At 33.0% G+C, this 17,252-nt stretch carries 13 protein-coding genes; 8 read left to right on the top strand and 5 right to left on the bottom strand.

Annotation, left to right across the window (positions count from 1 at the left end; genetic code table 11):
* The first annotated feature begins 66 nt into the window (after positions 1 to 66).
* Entirely contained in the window at positions 67 to 1,926 is a 1,860-nt protein-coding gene (locus J2W48_RS04125) for a M61 family metallopeptidase (RefSeq protein ID WP_310278496.1), read from the top strand.
* Between the two features lie 78 nt (positions 1,927 to 2,004).
* Here J2W48_RS04125 and J2W48_RS04120 read toward each other — a convergent pair whose 3' ends face one another.
* Entirely contained in the window at positions 2,005 to 4,416 is a 2,412-nt protein-coding gene (locus J2W48_RS04120; RefSeq protein WP_310278494.1) for a S9 family peptidase, read from the bottom strand.
* A 246-nt stretch (positions 4,417 to 4,662) separates the two neighbouring features.
* On the opposite strand from J2W48_RS04120, the gene J2W48_RS04115 reads away from it, so the two are divergent.
* Entirely contained in the window at positions 4,663 to 5,670 is a 1,008-nt protein-coding gene (locus tag J2W48_RS04115) for a 3-oxoacyl-ACP synthase III family protein (RefSeq protein WP_310278491.1), read from the top strand.
* Positions 5,671 to 5,849: 179 nt separating this feature from the next.
* Here J2W48_RS04115 and J2W48_RS04110 read toward each other — a convergent pair whose 3' ends face one another.
* Both J2W48_RS04110 and J2W48_RS04105 read right to left on the bottom strand, forming a co-directional pair.
* Positions 5,850 to 6,710, bottom strand: a complete 861-nt coding sequence (locus tag J2W48_RS04110) for an HAEPLYID family protein (protein ID WP_310278487.1) — start codon at positions 6,708 to 6,710, stop codon at positions 5,850 to 5,852.
* An 85-nt stretch (positions 6,711 to 6,795) separates the two neighbouring features.
* The gene (locus tag J2W48_RS04105) at positions 6,796 to 7,185 is read right to left on the bottom strand and encodes a hypothetical protein (RefSeq protein ID WP_310278484.1); all 390 of its coding nucleotides are present in this window, start codon (positions 7,183 to 7,185) and stop codon (positions 6,796 to 6,798) included.
* A gap of 163 nt (positions 7,186 to 7,348) precedes the next feature.
* On the opposite strand from J2W48_RS04105, the gene J2W48_RS04100 reads away from it, so the two are divergent.
* Positions 7,349 to 8,017, top strand: a complete 669-nt coding sequence (locus tag J2W48_RS04100) for a copper homeostasis protein CutC (protein WP_310278481.1) — start codon at positions 7,349 to 7,351, stop codon at positions 8,015 to 8,017.
* Positions 8,018 to 8,107: 90 nt separating this feature from the next.
* Here J2W48_RS04100 and J2W48_RS04095 read toward each other — a convergent pair whose 3' ends face one another.
* Positions 8,108 to 10,528, bottom strand: a complete 2,421-nt coding sequence (locus J2W48_RS04095; protein WP_310278477.1) for a TonB-dependent receptor — start codon at positions 10,526 to 10,528, stop codon at positions 8,108 to 8,110.
* A gap of 312 nt (positions 10,529 to 10,840) precedes the next feature.
* Between J2W48_RS04095 and argS the strand changes: the two genes are divergently transcribed.
* Positions 10,841 to 12,619: an arginine--tRNA ligase gene (gene argS, locus J2W48_RS04090; protein WP_310278474.1), complete on the top strand. Its 1,779-nt coding sequence runs from the start codon at positions 10,841 to 10,843 to the stop codon at positions 12,617 to 12,619.
* A gap of 149 nt (positions 12,620 to 12,768) precedes the next feature.
* Here argS and J2W48_RS04085 read toward each other — a convergent pair whose 3' ends face one another.
* Complete coding sequence (locus tag J2W48_RS04085; RefSeq protein ID WP_310278469.1) at positions 12,769 to 13,671, bottom strand: DUF6607 family protein; 903 nt, start codon at positions 13,669 to 13,671, stop codon at positions 12,769 to 12,771.
* 99 nt (positions 13,672 to 13,770) lie between these two features.
* On the opposite strand from J2W48_RS04085, the gene J2W48_RS04080 reads away from it, so the two are divergent.
* From J2W48_RS04080 to J2W48_RS04065, 4 genes are all read left to right on the top strand, one after another.
* Positions 13,771 to 15,840, top strand: coding sequence for a TonB-dependent receptor plug domain-containing protein (locus J2W48_RS04080; protein ID WP_310278466.1), 2,070 nt, complete (start codon positions 13,771 to 13,773; stop codon positions 15,838 to 15,840).
* A 26-nt stretch (positions 15,841 to 15,866) separates the two neighbouring features.
* Positions 15,867 to 16,499, top strand: a complete 633-nt coding sequence (locus tag J2W48_RS04075; protein WP_310278463.1) for an HmuY family protein — start codon at positions 15,867 to 15,869, stop codon at positions 16,497 to 16,499.
* Positions 16,500 to 16,509: 10 nt separating this feature from the next.
* Positions 16,510 to 16,719, top strand: coding sequence for a hypothetical protein (locus tag J2W48_RS04070; RefSeq protein ID WP_310278461.1), 210 nt, complete (start codon positions 16,510 to 16,512; stop codon positions 16,717 to 16,719).
* A gap of 163 nt (positions 16,720 to 16,882) precedes the next feature.
* Complete coding sequence (locus tag J2W48_RS04065) at positions 16,883 to 17,056, top strand: T9SS type A sorting domain-containing protein (RefSeq protein ID WP_310278458.1); 174 nt, start codon at positions 16,883 to 16,885, stop codon at positions 17,054 to 17,056.
* Positions 17,057 to 17,252: the final 196 nt, after the last annotated feature.

Raw genomic sequence — 17,252 nt, 5'->3', positions numbered from 1 at the left:
TATTTATATCCTTCCTGTAACAATTGTTTATTTTGTAAGACTTATAAAAATACTAAACACAAACAAATGAAAAAAATAATTTACACATTAGCTCTTGCAGTAGCATTTTGGAGCTGTAAAACAGGTAGTACTTCTGGTGCTGCTAAAAACGATACGGTTGATGTTAATATTAATCTTATTGATGTAAAAGATGACAGGGTTTTGGTTACGGTTACAGCTCCCAAAATAAAAACGGATGAGGTTATCTATAGCATTCCTAAAACTGTTCCGGGAACATATTCTACGGATAATTATGGTAAATATTCTGATGATTTTAAAGCTTTTGATGCTAAAGGAAATGCATTGACAGTAAAAAGGATTGATGATAATTCCTGGTCTGTTTCCAATGCAAAAATATTATCAAGAATTACTTATTTAGTTGGGGATACATTTGATACTGAAAAAGGGACAGGATTTGGTAATGATGATGTTTTTTCACCAGCAGGAACTAATATAGATGCGGGTAAAAACTTTATGTTGAATACACATGGTTTTGTAGGTTATTTTCAGGATAAACTGGACACCCCTTATAAAGTAACGGTTACGCATCCTGAAACACTCTGGGGAGCAACATCAATGACAGATGAAGATGCAAGTAATACAAGTGATGTGTTTGTAACGCCTCGTTATGCTGTTTTAGTTGAAAATCCGATAATGTATTCTAAGCCGGATTATACAACTTTCAATGTAAACGGAATGGATATTTTAATTGCAGTTTACTCGCCAACAGGAAAATTTACGGCAGAAAGCATCACACCAGAAATGAAAACCATGATGACTGCTCAGAAAAACTTTTTAGGTAAAGTGAATGCTACTAAAAAATATACTGTCTTATTATATTTATCAAGCATGGCAAAAGACGATGCCCATGGTTTTGGGGCATTAGAGCACCCAACATCAACTACGGTTGTTTTGCCTGAATCGATGCCGAAGGAAAAGTTGGTAGAATCTATGAAAGATGTAGTATCGCATGAGTTTTTTCATATAGTAACACCATTGACTATTCACTCAAAAGAAATTCAGTATTTTGATTATAATGCACCAAAAATGTCAGAGCATTTATGGATGTATGAAGGTGTAACAGAATATTTTGCTAATCTTTTTCAAATTAATCAGGGCTTAATTGATGAGGCCGAATTTTATACTCGTATTGCAGATAAAATTGAACAGGCCAAAGGCTTAAACGATACCATGTCATTTACAACAATGAGTAAAAATGTTTTAGAGCAGCCTTACAAAGACCAATATTTGAACGTATATCAAAAAGGTGCTTTGATTGGAATGTGTATTGATATCATTATTAGGGAAAAAAGCAGCGGCGAAAGAGGAATTCTGGACTTGATGCATAAATTATCAGAAGAATATGGCGTTGAAAAACCATTTAATGATAATGAACTTTTTGCTAAAATCACAGAGTTAACTTACCCGGAAGTAGGAGAATTTTTAGAGACTTATGTAGCCGGAACAACTCCAATTTCGTATGATACTTATTTAGCAAAAGCAGGGGTAACAAAAGCAAGTGAAAAAGTTCCCGGATCTATTTTTCTTAAAGGGCAAGTTCCTTATATAGCAGTAGACCAGAAAACGCAAGAAATAAGTGTTCGTCCTAATGTCGAATTAAATCCTTTTTTTACAAATTTAAATCTTAAAGGCGGGGATGTTATCATATCCATAAACAATAAACCCTATTCCCTGGCTAATATTTACGATTTGATTTCTGAAAGTGAGGTCTGGAAAGAAAATGATGCTGTTACAGTTCAGATAAAACGTGCCGGTAAAGAACAAACTATTAAAGGAACAGTAAAATTACCATACGAAGAAAAAGAAACTTTTAAAGCTACTGATCCATCAAAAGACAAACTTAAAAATGCCTGGTTAAAAGGTTAAGATTAAAAAATGACAGAAATGAAAGCCCCTAAATTTATTGTTTAGGGGCTTTTTCTGGAATTAGAAAACTGAATATAATTAGTTCTTTAAATATTTTTCTAAGAATTGGTCCTGTTCCCAAAGTAAATGTAAAATGTTCTCTTTGGCAGCATATCCATGTGATTCCTTTGGTAAAATTACCATTCTTGCAGGAGCACCTAATCCTTTTAATGCCTGGAAATAGCGTTCTGTTTGCAGAGTGAAAGTACCTGGATTATTATCGGCTTCGCCATGTACTAATAAAATTGGGGTTTTCATTTTATCAGCATTCATAAAAGGAGACATGGTATTGTATACAGATGGAGTTTCCCAGTAATTACGTTGTTCAGTTTGAAACCCAAATGGGGTCAGGGTTCTGTTGTAAGCTCCGCTTCGTGCAATTCCGCAGGCAAAAAGATTGGAATGTGACAATAGATTGGCGGTCATAAAGGCTCCATAAGAATGTCCTCCAACTGCTACTTTTTTACGGTTAATATATCCTAAGGCATCAACAGCATTTATTGCAGCTTCTGCATTATCAACTAATTGTGTGATAAAGTTATCATTTGGTTCTGTTGTGCCTTCTCCAATTATAGGAAAAGCAGCATCATCCAAAACAATATATCCTTTCGTTACCCAATATACAAAGGAACCATAGTAAGGAAAAGTAAATTCGTTTGGATTCTGAGTTGTTTGCCCCGCACTGCTTTTATCTTTATATTCTGCCGGATAAGCCCAGATTAATAAAGGTAATTTTTCTTTTTTGACTTTGTCATAACCAGCAGGCAGATACAATGTGCCAGATAATTCGACACCATCTTTTCGTTTGTATTTAATCACTTCTTTGCTAACATTTTTAATACTTTCAAACGGATTTTTAAAAGTTGTAATAGGAGTCAGGCTATTTTCTTTTTTGATGTTTCTGAAATAATAATTCGGATAGTCATTTTTTGATTGAATCTGAACTAAAACCTTTCCGTTTTTAAAATCTTCTATTGCTAACAAATCTTCTTTTTTATCTTTATAAGTTGAAGTATAAAGACGTTTGGTCTGTAATGTTTTTAGATTGAATTCATCAATAAAAGGAAATTGCCCGTCTTTAGTAAAACCTTCACCAATTCTATAAGCATTGTCATTTTCAATAGCCAATACATATTTGTTGTATTCATTTTTCCTGGTTTCGAAAATACCGGGATCGGCATAAATATCCTGCGAATTCCTGTCTGAAATCACTTTGGGTTGCTGGTCAGGATTTGAAGGGTTTATCAGGTACGTTTTTGTATTTCGTGTGTCATACCATTCATCAGAAAGGATTGCTGTGTTGTTATTTCCCCAAGTGATATAGTTAAATCGCTGAGGTACTTTTACTAAAGTAGTGGCGTTATTTGTAAATGGTGCATCCCAAAGAAAAACTTCATCTCTAAAATCTACTTTATTAGCAGGATTTCCTTCGTCTAAAGCTAATACATAAGATAAAGTGGCCGGTTTATCATTTCTCCATGCCATTTCTCTTTTCCCTTTTCTAACAGCCATAAAACCTTTTGGTATAACTTCATTGAGCGGAACTTCGTTTACTATTTTTATTTCCGCACCGTTTTTATCATAAACAACCGTTTTAGAAGGAAACCTGTTTAACGGTACAACATACGAAAAAGGTTTTTGGATTGTCGTTAGCATAATATAGTTTCCGTCAGGCGATATTTTTTCTCCTGCATACATAGCTGCCTCTTTAAATAAGGCAGCAGTTCCGTTTAGGTTAATTTTGTATAATTCAGAGGTGATAATGTTTTCAAAATTTGTTTCATCATTTTTGTTTTTTAACATGTCAGGATAAGTTCTGTTTTGAGATTTTTCCCCGGAAGTATTTGAAATAATAGGACCTGTTGGCAAATCTTTTTTGGAATCAAGTAGGGGTTGTCTGTTTTTTGGCAGCAACTTGACCAAAATAGTTTCGTTATCTAAAAACCAGCTAAACGGATTTCCAAGATTGGCATTTAAAGTTCCTTCAGTAAGCTTAGTTGCTTTGGCACTGGCGACATCCAATACCCAAAGCTCAACTCCCGAATTTGTGGTATGCGAAAATAAAATTTTCTTATCGTTTGGAGACCAAAGTATGTTGCTTATTTTTGGATTGTCTGGCAAGCCGGAAACTTGTACTTCCTCTTTGCCATTTATTTTTCGTACTTTAAAATTGTTGATATATGTTACGGTACTCGAAATATTGGTTATCGGATTAATTCTTAAACCTCCCAAACGAAGTTCTTCCTGATTTAGATCATCTAAAGTTTTGTAAGTATTTCTGTAGGATAAAAGCATATACTCTTTTTTGGTATCCATTGATACGGTAGGTGCTCTTTCATAATTGGCCAAATCTAAAATTGATTTGGAAGGTTTTTGATACGTTAGGTTTTCTTGCGCAAAAGCAATAAAACTAAGATTTAAAAATAGAAGCAGGGTTACTTTTAATTTCATAAGTTCAATTTTTTGTTTTTAAAAAAGCGAGGATATATTTGGTTAGTCTAAAGTATTGTAATCTTGTTACATTTCTTGTGCTATTGTCTTCTTTTTTCGATTTATAAAACAAATTAGAGTTGACTAAAATATTTTTTTAAGAATATATCGAATTGTTAATTACTAAAAAAGTAGTAATTTGTACGCTAATGTTTTAAAGTATGTTTAAATTTACAGTCCAATTTTTTAACAAATAACAAAAAGAATATGTATCACTCAAAAATAGCAGGCTTAGGATATTATGTTCCTTCAAATGTGGTGACAAATGATGATTTGTCGAAGATTATTGATACCAATGACGAATGGATTCAGGAGCGAACAGGAATTCAGGAACGAAGACATATTATTCGTGGAGAAGATACTACCACTTCAATGGGTGTAAAAGCCGCTAAAATAGCTATCGAGCGTTCAGGTGTTGCCAAAGAAGATATTGATTTTGTTGTTTTTGCAACATTAAGCCCGGATTATTATTTTCCTGGACCAGGGGTTTTAGTACAACGTGATTTAGGATTACGAACTGTAGGGGCACTTGATGTAAGAAATCAATGTTCGGGTTTTGTGTATGCTATTTCGGTAGCGGATCAATATATTAAAACCGGAATGTATAAAAATATTTTGGTAATTGGTTCTGAAGTACATTCAACAGGGTTAGACATGACAACTCGTGGGCGTGGTGTTTCAGTAATTTTTGGAGATGGAGCAGGAGCCGCTGTCTTGAGCCGTGAAGAAGATTTGACAAAAGGTATTTTATCAACACATTTACATTCTGAAGGACAACATGCCGAAGAACTAGCTTTACAGGCACCAGGAATGGGGGCGAGATGGGTAACAGATATTTTAGCGGATAACGACCCAAATGACGAAAGTTATTATCCGTATATGAACGGGCAGTTTGTATTTAAAAATGCAGTAGTTCGTTTTGCAGAAGTAATCAATGAAGGTTTAGAAGCAAATGGTTTACAGGTTTCCGATATCGACATGCTGATTCCGCATCAGGCGAATTTGAGAATCTCACAATTCATTCAGAACAAATTCAAATTGTCTGATGATAAAGTACATAACAATATTCAGAAATACGGAAATACAACTGCAGCCTCAATTCCAATTGCTTTGACAGAAGCTTGGGAACAAGGAAAAATAAAATCAGGGGACACAGTTGTTTTAGCTGCTTTTGGAAGTGGATTTACCTGGGCAAGTGCTATTATTAAATGGTAAATTTTTAATATTTTGAAAAAAAATAATCCCCTAAGAGTATAATTCTTAGGGGATTTTATGGGTCACAGATATAAGTTTAAAACTATATACTTTATTGTATTTTGCTTCTAATAAATAGTGTTACAACCTTGCAGGCTTTAAATCTGCCAGCCAAATCTATTTCAGCGCTAATGGTTTAGTTAATGTTTGGGTTCGTAAATTAACCTTAAAAAAGTACTAAATCTTTCATTTTCCCTACTAATTGGAATTCCTGTAACAATACCCACTAAAAGATTTTCGGCAATGCCAACTCTCATTTGCGGTCGTATAATCATGTCAAAATCTTCTTTATGGAGGTCTTTATTAAATTCGACACCTATAAAGTTTTTGGTGCCCGGAATCATATAATGAAAATTAGTGTTTATTTGCCAGGAAGCTGAGGTCGAATTGTCCTCAAAATGATGTTTAATTGCTGGTCCTGTGTAAAGAAGTGTATGAAAATTATTCCCCCATCGCTTTGCAATTACAAAAAATGGATTGTAGATGTTTCCTGTAAATAATTTGCTGTTTCCGTATTGATTAAAGGCAGTCAACTCAAATTCATGGATATAGCCAATGGCCATTGATGTTTTGAGTTTTTCGGATACAAAAAATGAATATTGGGCTGCTAATTTCAATCCATTTAGTTTGCTGCCCGGTACATCAGAATTTTTATTGGATGGATAAATTGTGAAAGGCAGTTCGACTTCGAGTCCCAATCGATCTATTGGCGCCCATTCATATTCTATCAATGTTAAATATTCATCATAATTATTCTTATCAGTAAGTCCAAAACCTACGTTCCATTCTTTTTCACCTTTTCGGGCTCCTAAATCCCTAATTAAATCAATATATAAGGGTTCAGCATGTAAAATTTTTACCGGTCGTTTTATGTTCTCCACTTCTTGAATATAAAGACTGTCAAGTGTACTTTCATTTTGGTTTTTGATTTGAGCATTTGCACTAATTGTCAATGCTATACTAATTAAAAGCATGATGCTGTTTAATGAATTGTTTTTCATTATAATTTGTTGGATTTTGTTAAACATAAATTGGCTTTGCTTTTCTTTTGGAAAAACAAAATCAGATGAAACAGAAATAAACAAATTAAGCCTCGGGAGGAGGAGAATGAATTTCTAAATAAGTTTTTAATGGAGCAGAATTGCTTAAACAGGTGTTTTTAGTCCCCAATTCGCATTCAGCCTCACCAATACGGATAGCAAAAAAAGGAAGCGTAAAAAAGTCTAATGTGACCGTTTTTTTCAATATAGTGTGGTTGTCAGAGTCGCAATCATCTATTTCAGGAATTGCATTTTGATACCCTAAAACTTTTTCTACAACTAGTTCTATAATACTTTCCTGATAGTTTATAGATGAATTTTCTGCAGTAAAGTTTGAGTTAAAATCATTGGTGTCAACACTGCAATTAAGAAGATACACTGCCATAAAAACACAAAAGAATCTCAGTTGTTTATTTTGTCTGATTGAATTTAACATAAGGCAAAAATATAAACTTATAAGAGGAATGAAATTTTTATTAGCATTTTATTATGAGATTTTCGAAACATATAAAATGATAATTTATATTTTAGTATTTTGCTGAGAAATGAGAAATCTTTTTTTCGGAATGAAAGATTATAAGTTAATACCTTTAATTTAAATGAAAAACCAACTCGAAATTGCCTGCTTTAATTATGAATCTGCTCTTATTGCAGAGGAAAATGGAGCTCACCGAATAGAATTGTGCGAAAACATGCATCTTGGAGGAACAACACCTAATTATATTTTGACGGTGAAAGTTCGGGAAAAGTTATCGATAAAAATGCATGTAATAATAAGGCCCAGAGGTGTGGATTTTGTCTATTCAGATGAAGAGTTTGTTGCGATGAAACAAGACGTAAAGCAGTTTAAAAAATTAGGAATCGATGGTTTTGTTTTTGGAATTTTAAATTCTGACGGGAGTGTAAATAAAACCCGGAATCAGGAGTTGATCAATTTAGCAGGTTCTTTGCCTTGTACATTTCATCGTGCTTTTGATGTTGTTAAAAATGTACAACAATCCCTGGAAGATGTAATTGATTGTGGGTTTGAAACAATTTTGACTTCAGGACAAGGCGTAAATGTGGTTGAAGGGATTTCTGAATTAGAAAAAATTCAGGGATTAGCAAAAGGCAGAATTGTAATCATGCCCGGAGGAGGTTTGAGATCTTCAAATATTGAATTATTAAAGGAAAAATTAACGCCAACGTTTTATCATTCTTCAGCAATTACGGGAGAAGCAGAAATTGCTGATCCAGAAGAGATAAAAGCTTTATTGGCACATTTATAAATATCAAAAAGCCTGAAGTTTACATACTTCAGGCTTTTTTTCTACAAGAACTAATTCAAAAATATTAAAATCCTAGATATAAGAGAGTGGTTAAAACATTCCGCCACCACCTTTATTAGTGTTGTCATCTCTTTGTTTACGTTGTAAGTTTTTGATTTTTGCACCTCCAAAGTTGTAAGTTAAACCCAAATAAACCGTTTGGCTTTCCCAGGTAAACTGCCCCGCCTGAGGATAAGGATACATGGTGTCAAAAGCATATTTCATAGTATTGAAAACATCATTAAAACGAACGCTTATATTCATTTTGTTGTCCAGCAATGTATAACGGGAACCTATGTCCATCTTGTACATTTCATGACTGTCATTTTGAAGTCCGTCAACTGCGCCTCTGTAAAAACCGAAAGCTAAAAAGCTTAGTCGTTTATTCACTTTAAAGTTGGAGTTCATACGTCCGTTAAATGCGGCAACAGTAATGTTTCTTTCATAAGGTTTACTTGATTTGTCTGCCGGATCGAATAAAAATACAATTCCTTGCTGATCAATACTGGAAAAATCAATAGATGGCGAAATATCCCACCATTTTGTGATTTTGTAATTAAAAGACATTTCGAATCCGTATGCAGTATTATGATCGTAATTGGTATAAGACATGATTTGTTTTTCACCGCTTGGATCTGCTTTATCTGGATATAAAATTCTACTAATCTGATCGTTGATGCTTCTAACAAAAACGCCGGCAGTAAAACTTCCTTTTTCGAGAGTTTTTGTATAATTTAACTCAACAGAATTGGTAAACTGAGGTCTTAACTCCGGATTTCCTAATGATGTTACTAATGGTGTAGCGAACTCACGGATAGGTTTTGTCTGCTCTAAACTAGGGCGGTCAACACGACGGCTGTAACTCAATTGAAAAGTATTTTTCTCATTTAAATTATACGTTAAATAGGCAGATGGATATAGCGTAATATAATCATCATCAAATTTATCTGCACCAAAGTTTAAATTGGCCGCTGCTTTATAACTTTCAAAACGAGCGCCTACCTGGTAGCTGAATTTGGTGAATTTTTGTCCAAAAGTTACATAAGCAGAATAAATATCAGTGTCGTAAGTATAATTAGAAACACGGTCAGTAGCAGGAATTCCAGGGTTGCCTGTAATGTAATCATTATCTGTTCTTGTTATTCTTGCTTCTGCACCGGCTTCCAGCGTAGTTTTTTCATTTAGAGGATTAACATAATCAATATTTATGGTACTTAGTTTTCGAGTTCCTTTTAGGTAATCTTCAAATAAAACATCAGCTGTTGAATCATCTAATCTTGTTGTTCTGGTATCAAAAGAAGCGTTTTGAGTTTTCTTATTATCGCTATAGTTGGCTTCGAAATCTAATGTGTGACCTTCTTTTTTAAAAATATGTTTGTAAGCTAAATTATAGGTTCCAACCTGATCGGGTCCCCAGTATCTTGATTTTTGAAAAATGTTAGAAATATCTGAATCAGCTACATTGTTATAATCAATATCAGTATTTACAAATCCTTTGCCATTTGATTTGTTTTGATTAGTATAAAATGACAAGGTATTGTGGTCATCAATAAAATAATCCATACCAATTTTATACAAGTACGAATCATTATCATTTACAACATCGATATTTTGAACAAGATCCTGGTCTAATCTTTTAATGAAACCCTCATTATAATAAGTTCCGAAGTTTTGACCCACATTTCCAAAGAAATTTACTTTACCTGTTTTGTAATTTAAGTCTAAAGATTGATTGTGTTTGGCAACTTCTCCAAAAGTGATTCCGCCACTGTAGCTGCCATTAAAACCTGTATTGGCATTTTTATGTAAAATGATATTAATGATTCCGGACATTCCTTCCGGATTGTATTTGGCACTTGGATTGGTAATCAACTCAATTTTTTTGATAGAAGTCGATGGAATTTGTTTTAATAATTGTGCAGGATCAATATTAGAAGGCCTTCCGTCAATTAATACACGAACGTTGTCATTTCCGCGAAGCGAAAGTTTACCATCCTGATCCACATTTACAGATGGAATGTTGTTCATTATATCAGATGCAGAAGCTCCGGCTGTAGTTAAATCTTTACCAACAGTAATCACTTTTCTGTCAATTTTTTGTTCAATTGTAGAACGCTCATTAATAATGTTTACGCCTTTAAGCTGAGTAGCTTCTTCTTCAAGAGACACATTAAAGGTTGCTGTTTTTTTATTTTCGCTTAAAATTAGAGAACCTATATATTTTCTAAACCCAATATATTGAATTTCGACAGAATAGCTTTTTAAAGCCAAATTCTTTACTGTAAAGTCTCCATTTTCATCTGTATTTACTCCGGATATTACTTTCCCGTTGTCTTTGATAGTAACAGTAGCATAAGAAATAGGGGCATTGTTTGATTTTTCTGTAATTTTTCCGGAAACTGTTCCTGAATTTTGGGCTTGAGCTGCTGTCATTACACCCAGTAATGCTAACAGAAAAAATTTTAATTTCATAATGTAATAATTGATTATTTTGATTGATTGATGATGATTATTTGCTTTGATTAAGTTTTTAAATGAATTTTAAAGTTGCTATTAAGACTATTTAATCATCGATATGTTACAGAATATTTTAAATAATTTTTTGTTTTTTTTACTAAACGCTGTTTTATAAGAGATTAAGTGTTTGATTTTTTTGACAATTTTATGTGTTCAATTGGAGCTATTTTTCAAAAATTCCTATTTTTTTGTGGTATTTTATATCTTTTTCGTTTTCTGTAATTGATGAATAAGCAGTATCTTTGCTCATTTAAAAAACAAGTTTACATGTCATTATCACAAATTCTTTCTCCCTCTATACAAAAAGCAATACAAGCCTTATTTGATGTTACTGTTGATAAAATTGAATTTCAGACTACCCGAAAAGAGTTTGAAGGCGATATTACAATGGTTATTTTTCCTTTGCTGAAAGTGATTAAAAGCAATCCTGCCGAATTAGGAAATAAGATTGGAAGTTATCTCGTTGAAAATGTTACTGAAGTGGCACGATTTAATGTAGTGTCAGGATTTTTAAACATTGTAATTGCGGATAGTTATTATTTGAATTTCTTTAATGAAATAAAAGATCATGTTAAGTTTGGTCATGTAATGCCAAATCCTGAGGACAGAGCAATTATGGTAGAATATTCCTCACCAAATACCAATAAACCTTTGCATTTAGGTCACGTTCGTAACAATTTGTTAGGTTATTCTGTGGCTGAAATCATAAAAGCCTCCGGTAAAAAAGTCTACAAAACCCAAATCATAAATGACAGAGGAATCCATATCTGCAAATCGATGCTGGCCTGGGAGAAATTTGGAAACGGAGAAACTCCTGAAAGCTCCGGATTAAAAGGAGATAAGTTGGTTGGTAAATATTATGTAGCGTTTGATAAAGCTTACAAAGCCCAAATTAATCAATTAATAGAGACAGGTAAAACAGAAGAAGAAGCTAAAAAACAGGCTCCAATTATTGTTGAAGCTCAGGAAATGCTTAAGAAATGGGAAGCTGGTGACGAAAAAGTAATTGAACTTTGGAAAAAAATGAACCAATGGGTTTATGATGGTTTTGCGACTACTTATACCAATCTTGGGGTTAATTTTGATAAATATTACTACGAAAGCAATACCTATTTATTAGGAAAAGATGTAGTTCAGGTTGGACTGGACAGAGGTGTTTTCGAAAAAGATCCTGATGGTTCAGTTTGGATAGATTTGACAGATGAAGGTCTCGATCGTAAAATTGTATTGCGTTCTGATGGTACTGCAGTTTATATGACACAGGATATTGGTACTGCAATCCAGCGTGTAAAAGATATGCCGGATGTGGGCGGAATGGTTTATACGGTTGGCAACGAGCAGGATTATCACTTTAAGGTTTTGTTTTTGATTCTTAAAAAATTAGGTTTTGACTGGGCTTCAAGTTTATATCATTTATCATACGGAATGGTAGATTTGCCTTCCGGAAAAATGAAAAGCCGTGAAGGGACTGTTGTTGATGCTGATGACTTAATGCAGGATATGACGGATACAGCCAAACAGATTTCGGAAGATTTAGGGAAATTAGACAGCTATTCTGACGAAGAAAAAGCGAAATTGTATAAAACAATTGGTTTGGGAGCCTTAAAATATTATATTTTAAAAGTAGATCCTAAAAAACGCATCTTGTTTAATCCGGAAGAATCTGTTGATTTTGCAGGAAACACAGGCCCGTTTATTCAGTACACCTATGCGAGAATTCAATCCATAATCCGTAAAGCAGATTTTGATTTCTCTGCTAAAGTCAGTATTGAGGAATTACACCAAAAAGAAAAAGAACTGGTAAAAGTAATTGAACTTTTTCCTGAAGTTATACAAAATGCTGCTCAAAATCACAGTCCGGCTTTGATTGCCAATTATACTTATGATCTGGTAAAAGAATATAATTCGTTCTACCAGTCTGTACATATATTAGGAGAAGCGGATTTAACCAAAAAAATATTCAGGGTTCAGCTTTCGCAGAAAGTTGCCGAAGTCATAAAAGAAGCATTTACTTTATTAGGAATTGAAGTTCCTGAGAGAATGTAAATAGTAAATGGTAAAGATTGTGGCTGCTATTTTTTTAGAAGTTAAAGCAAAATCCACTAAAGTACATAGTTTTAAACTAAATTTGACCAAGTAAAAAGAGCCGATAGTCCTAAAACTATCGGCTCTTTTAACAACTAACACAAACATTTTTATTTTACGAATTTGTCAATAATAGCATCACTTTCTGCTTTTGGTGCGTTTGGTTTTAAATCAAACAACAGCGAATAAAGTGCTTTTTTGTCGACTTTTGCTTCTAAGTTTAAGTCTTTGTTTCTTTCAAAAACAGTTTGCCATTTATCACGTACGTTTTTCCAAAGGGCATTGTTTTCCTTCCACCATTTTTGACCAGCGATACATTTAATATCTGGGACTTTGGTGTAAACATCAAATCCTTTTTCTTGTGCCAGCAAAATATCTTTTCCGTTTTCGTCCCGGATTAACTTGGCATTGTCCTGCTCATGATTCCATCCCGTAGCTGTAATTTCATGAATGTTTCTTCTTTTTAAAACATTGTAATCATTACGTTTTGTGTGCTCTCTTCTTGGTAGCGGAGCGTCAGTCACGTTTGCCCAATAGTCTTTTCCGTCAACATGTACCCAAGTCGAAGAACCTTCATATCTTGGGCTATCATCTACCTGATATACTTTTTGTGTCCATTGTCCTTTGACTGCTTTTTTATCCAGTTTTTGGAATTTCCAAGAAGTATTTTTGTCAAATGAATATAAATAGGTGTTTTCATACAACCAGTCCTGTCTCCAGTGTTTGATAATCATGTCGTCACTTACAATTAATAAATGTTGCATCACAATTTTATTAGGGGTGTCTTCTAATAATTCTACCCATTCCAAAGCTGATTCATGTTTGGTTTGTGAAGGTTTATAGGTCGCTGAATCTTTAGGATATTGAAATGTTTCTACAAAATTAAATTTCACTTCGTAACATCCGCACATTGATTTTATTGATTTGATGTCTTGTTGCTTTTTGTCCTGACTGAAACCAAGGCTACAAGTCAAAGCCATAATGGCTGAAAAATAGAGGCTCTTTGTAATCATAATTATTTTTGGTTTTTATTTTTGCAAATATATAAACTTTATTTAGAATAATTAAAAATAATTATATATTTGCAGTGTTATTAAGATTAAATAAAAATAATGAAAACCGGAATTATCCTTTTTACAACTTTTCTTTTTTGTCAACTTTCGTTTGGTCAGGATGAAGAAACCACGGGTAATTTAAAAACGCAGAAGTTAAATGAAGTAACGGTTGTTACAGCAACAAGAACAGAAAGGATAGTGTCTTCATTACCTTTGCCAGTTGTCATTATTACATCTGAAACGATTATAAAATCAGGCGTTACGAGACTAAATGAAATTCTAAATGAGCAGACAGGAATTATTTTAATACCTGATGAAAGTGGTTTTGAAGGAATTCAGATGCAGGGTTTAGATGCGGCTTATACCATGATTCTGATTGATGGAGTTCCTCTTGTAGGCAGAAGTGCCGGAGTTTTGGATTTGTCAAGAGTTTCTGTTGGAAATATAGAGAGGATTGAAATTGTAAAAGGGGCGTCATCAGCTTTATATGGTTCAGAAGCAATGGGAGGAGTGATTAATGTAATTACAAAAAGACCTGTAAAAGATGTGTTTTCTGGGAATCTTTCCTATCGATATGGAACTTTTAATACGAATGATATAAATACAAATCTTCTTTGGAAAAAGAAGAAGCTTTCTGCTAACTTATTTACTAATTTTTATTCATCTGACGGATATGATTTAGATAAAACTACGCCATTAAAAAATATCGAAAATTTTTATAATACTACAATTCAGCCAAAATTGTATTACGATTTCTCGGAAAATCTGAAGCTAATTGTTAGTAATCGTTTTTATAATCAAAAGATGAATAATGCTGCTATAATTGATTCTGAACAATATAATGGCGATGCAACAGAAAAAGAGTGGAATGCGCAAGTTAAATTTGAGCATAAGTGGAATTCTAAGTTGTATTCAGAATATGAATTATATACTACCAATTATAAAAATGATTCATTTTTAAATGATCAGGACAATTTGCTTTTTGAAAAATCATATTATGATCAATGGCTTTTTCGACCAGAAATCAGAACAACCTTATCAATAAAAAACAACAAATTATCTTCGGGCATTGGATTGAATTATGAAACTTTAGACAGGACCTATTTTGCTAAAAATGTAAACTTTAATTCACAATATGTTTTTATACAATATGATTATAATCCTTCAGAGAAATGGAATATCCTTACTGGATTTAGATATGATAGTCATAGTGAATACGCATCACAATTTAGCCCAAAATTAGCTGTAAATTATAAAATCAACAATAATTTTTCTTTGAAAGGTTCTGTAGGATATGGTTATAAAGCACCAGATTTTCGTCAGTTGTTTTTCGATTTTACGAATCCCTCAGTTGGATATACAGTTTTGGGTTATAATGTGGCAGAAGATCGTTTGAACCAATTTGAAAATCAGGGCCAGCTTTTATCAAGGGCGCCAGGAATAAGTTTTGAAAATCCATTGGAAGCAGAAAGTGGTGTAAACTTTAATTTTGGAACTTTTTACAAAAGAAACAAACTTAAATTAGAAGTGAATGCATTTTATAATTCAATAAAAAATTTAATTGATACACGTGCTGTAGCTCAAAAAAACAATGGTCAGAATATTTTTAGCTATTTTAATATCAGTGAAATTTTTACTTACGGAGTAGAGTATAATTCTACTTATACTTTCAGTAAGGAATTTACAATTTCGCTTGGATATCAATATCTAATTGCGAAAGATAAATCGGTTGTGGACAATTTTGAAGATCATCAATACATAAGAAATTCGCAATTGCAAACGGTTCAGATTAATAAATCGGATTATTTCGGATTATTCAACAGATCTAAACATACAGCTAATATGAAGTTTGCATACACTATTCCAAAAATAAAAACGGATATTAATTTACGTGTTTTCTACCGCAGCAAATATGGAATGTTCGATACCAATAACAATAACATTCTGGATAAATACGACAAGTTTGTAAATGACTATTTGATAACCAATTTATCAATTTCAAAATATATAACGGATAAATTATTACTTCAGGCAGGCGCCAATAATTTATTTGATTATACAGATCCCGGTCAAATTAGTAATCTTCCGGGAAGGCAGCTTTTTGCCCGAATTCAATACAATTTTTAATTAACAATTATTTAAACACTTTTACCATGAAAACACATTTTTTAAAACTTTCGCTTTTAGCATTATTTATTTTTACAGCATCTTGCAGTAGTGATGATGACAACAATACAACTCCTCCTGTAGTTGTAACAACAAAAGTTTCTAACCTTTCAGCTCCACAAACAGGAGGACAAGGGCAGCCAATTGGTGGTGAATTTACAAAATTTAGCTTTTCGGAAAATAAAGTTGTTACTACCGATAAATGGGATATTGCTTTTCGTGGAACGTTTATTATTGTAAATGGAGGAGTAAAAGTTAATGCTGAAGATGCAGGCGAACCAGCAAGAACCGGGTCAGGGGCAGTAAGTATTGTTTCAGGTATATTTGAGAGTGTAACTACATTCCCCGCAGCGGCAACTTTTGCTCAGGATGGTGCTTCAATTTATGCATTTCCAACTTCAGGAACTGATGCTTGGTATGATTATAATTCTTTAACACACATTATTTCTGCAAAAGCTGGAAAAGTTTTTGTTGTAAAAACACACGATGGTAAATACGCAAAATTTGAAATCTTAAGCTACTATAAGGATGCGCCTGCAGAACCTGATGCGACAACATCTGAAGCAAGATATTATACTTTTAATTTTGCATACCAGGCTAATAGTACAACAACATTTTAAAAGAATATTTTTGTTGCAAATTTTAAATACAATTTCTATTGATGGATATCAAATAACTGGTAATCAGACGACAGGTGGAGTTGGTGATTATAGATATTCGTGGTTTTTAAGTAGCCAGCAAGACTCTATTATATTTGATGAGACTACAAGGGATTTGGATTTGACTCCATATTGGAGAGCAATTAATATTTTAGAAACGGATCCTTCCGCTCGATTATAAGGATAGTATGATCCGTTAAGTTTTACTATAGTAACAAAATAAGTTTATATGCTACATCTTTATTAAATAAAGAAAGTTCAAAAGTTCAGTCTGAAGGGGAATTGGTTATTATTTCGCCAAATCCAATATCTGAATCAATAAATTTCTCAACTGATAAAGAAAATTGAGATCGTTTTATATTCAGTTAGGAAATGGAAAATCAGTTTTTAAAGGAAAAGTAACACCAAATCAAGTTGTAAATTGGGATATTCCTGCGAGTTATCAAAAAGGAATTTATTTCTATAAAATTCTTTCAGGAACTAAAGAAGTTAAAACTGGTAAAATCATAGTTCAATAAAAGTATATTCAGATTGCTTTGTTGTAAAATCTAGTTAATCATTAGCTTTGTTTTTTTTATTTTTTTTTGGAAGAGGTTGGATTTATCCAGCCTCTTTTTTTATGGTTACAATTTTCTGATGAGGTAATGACAAGACGTTTTAAAACTTTAAACCTTTGCGAGTCTGAATCTTTGAAACTTTCCAACTTTGTTCTAT

This window comes from Flavobacterium piscis, from assembly GCF_031457575.1.
Lineage (GTDB): Bacteria > Bacteroidota > Bacteroidia > Flavobacteriales > Flavobacteriaceae > Flavobacterium > Flavobacterium piscis_A.
This window is presented reverse-complemented; position numbering and strand designations above follow the sequence as displayed.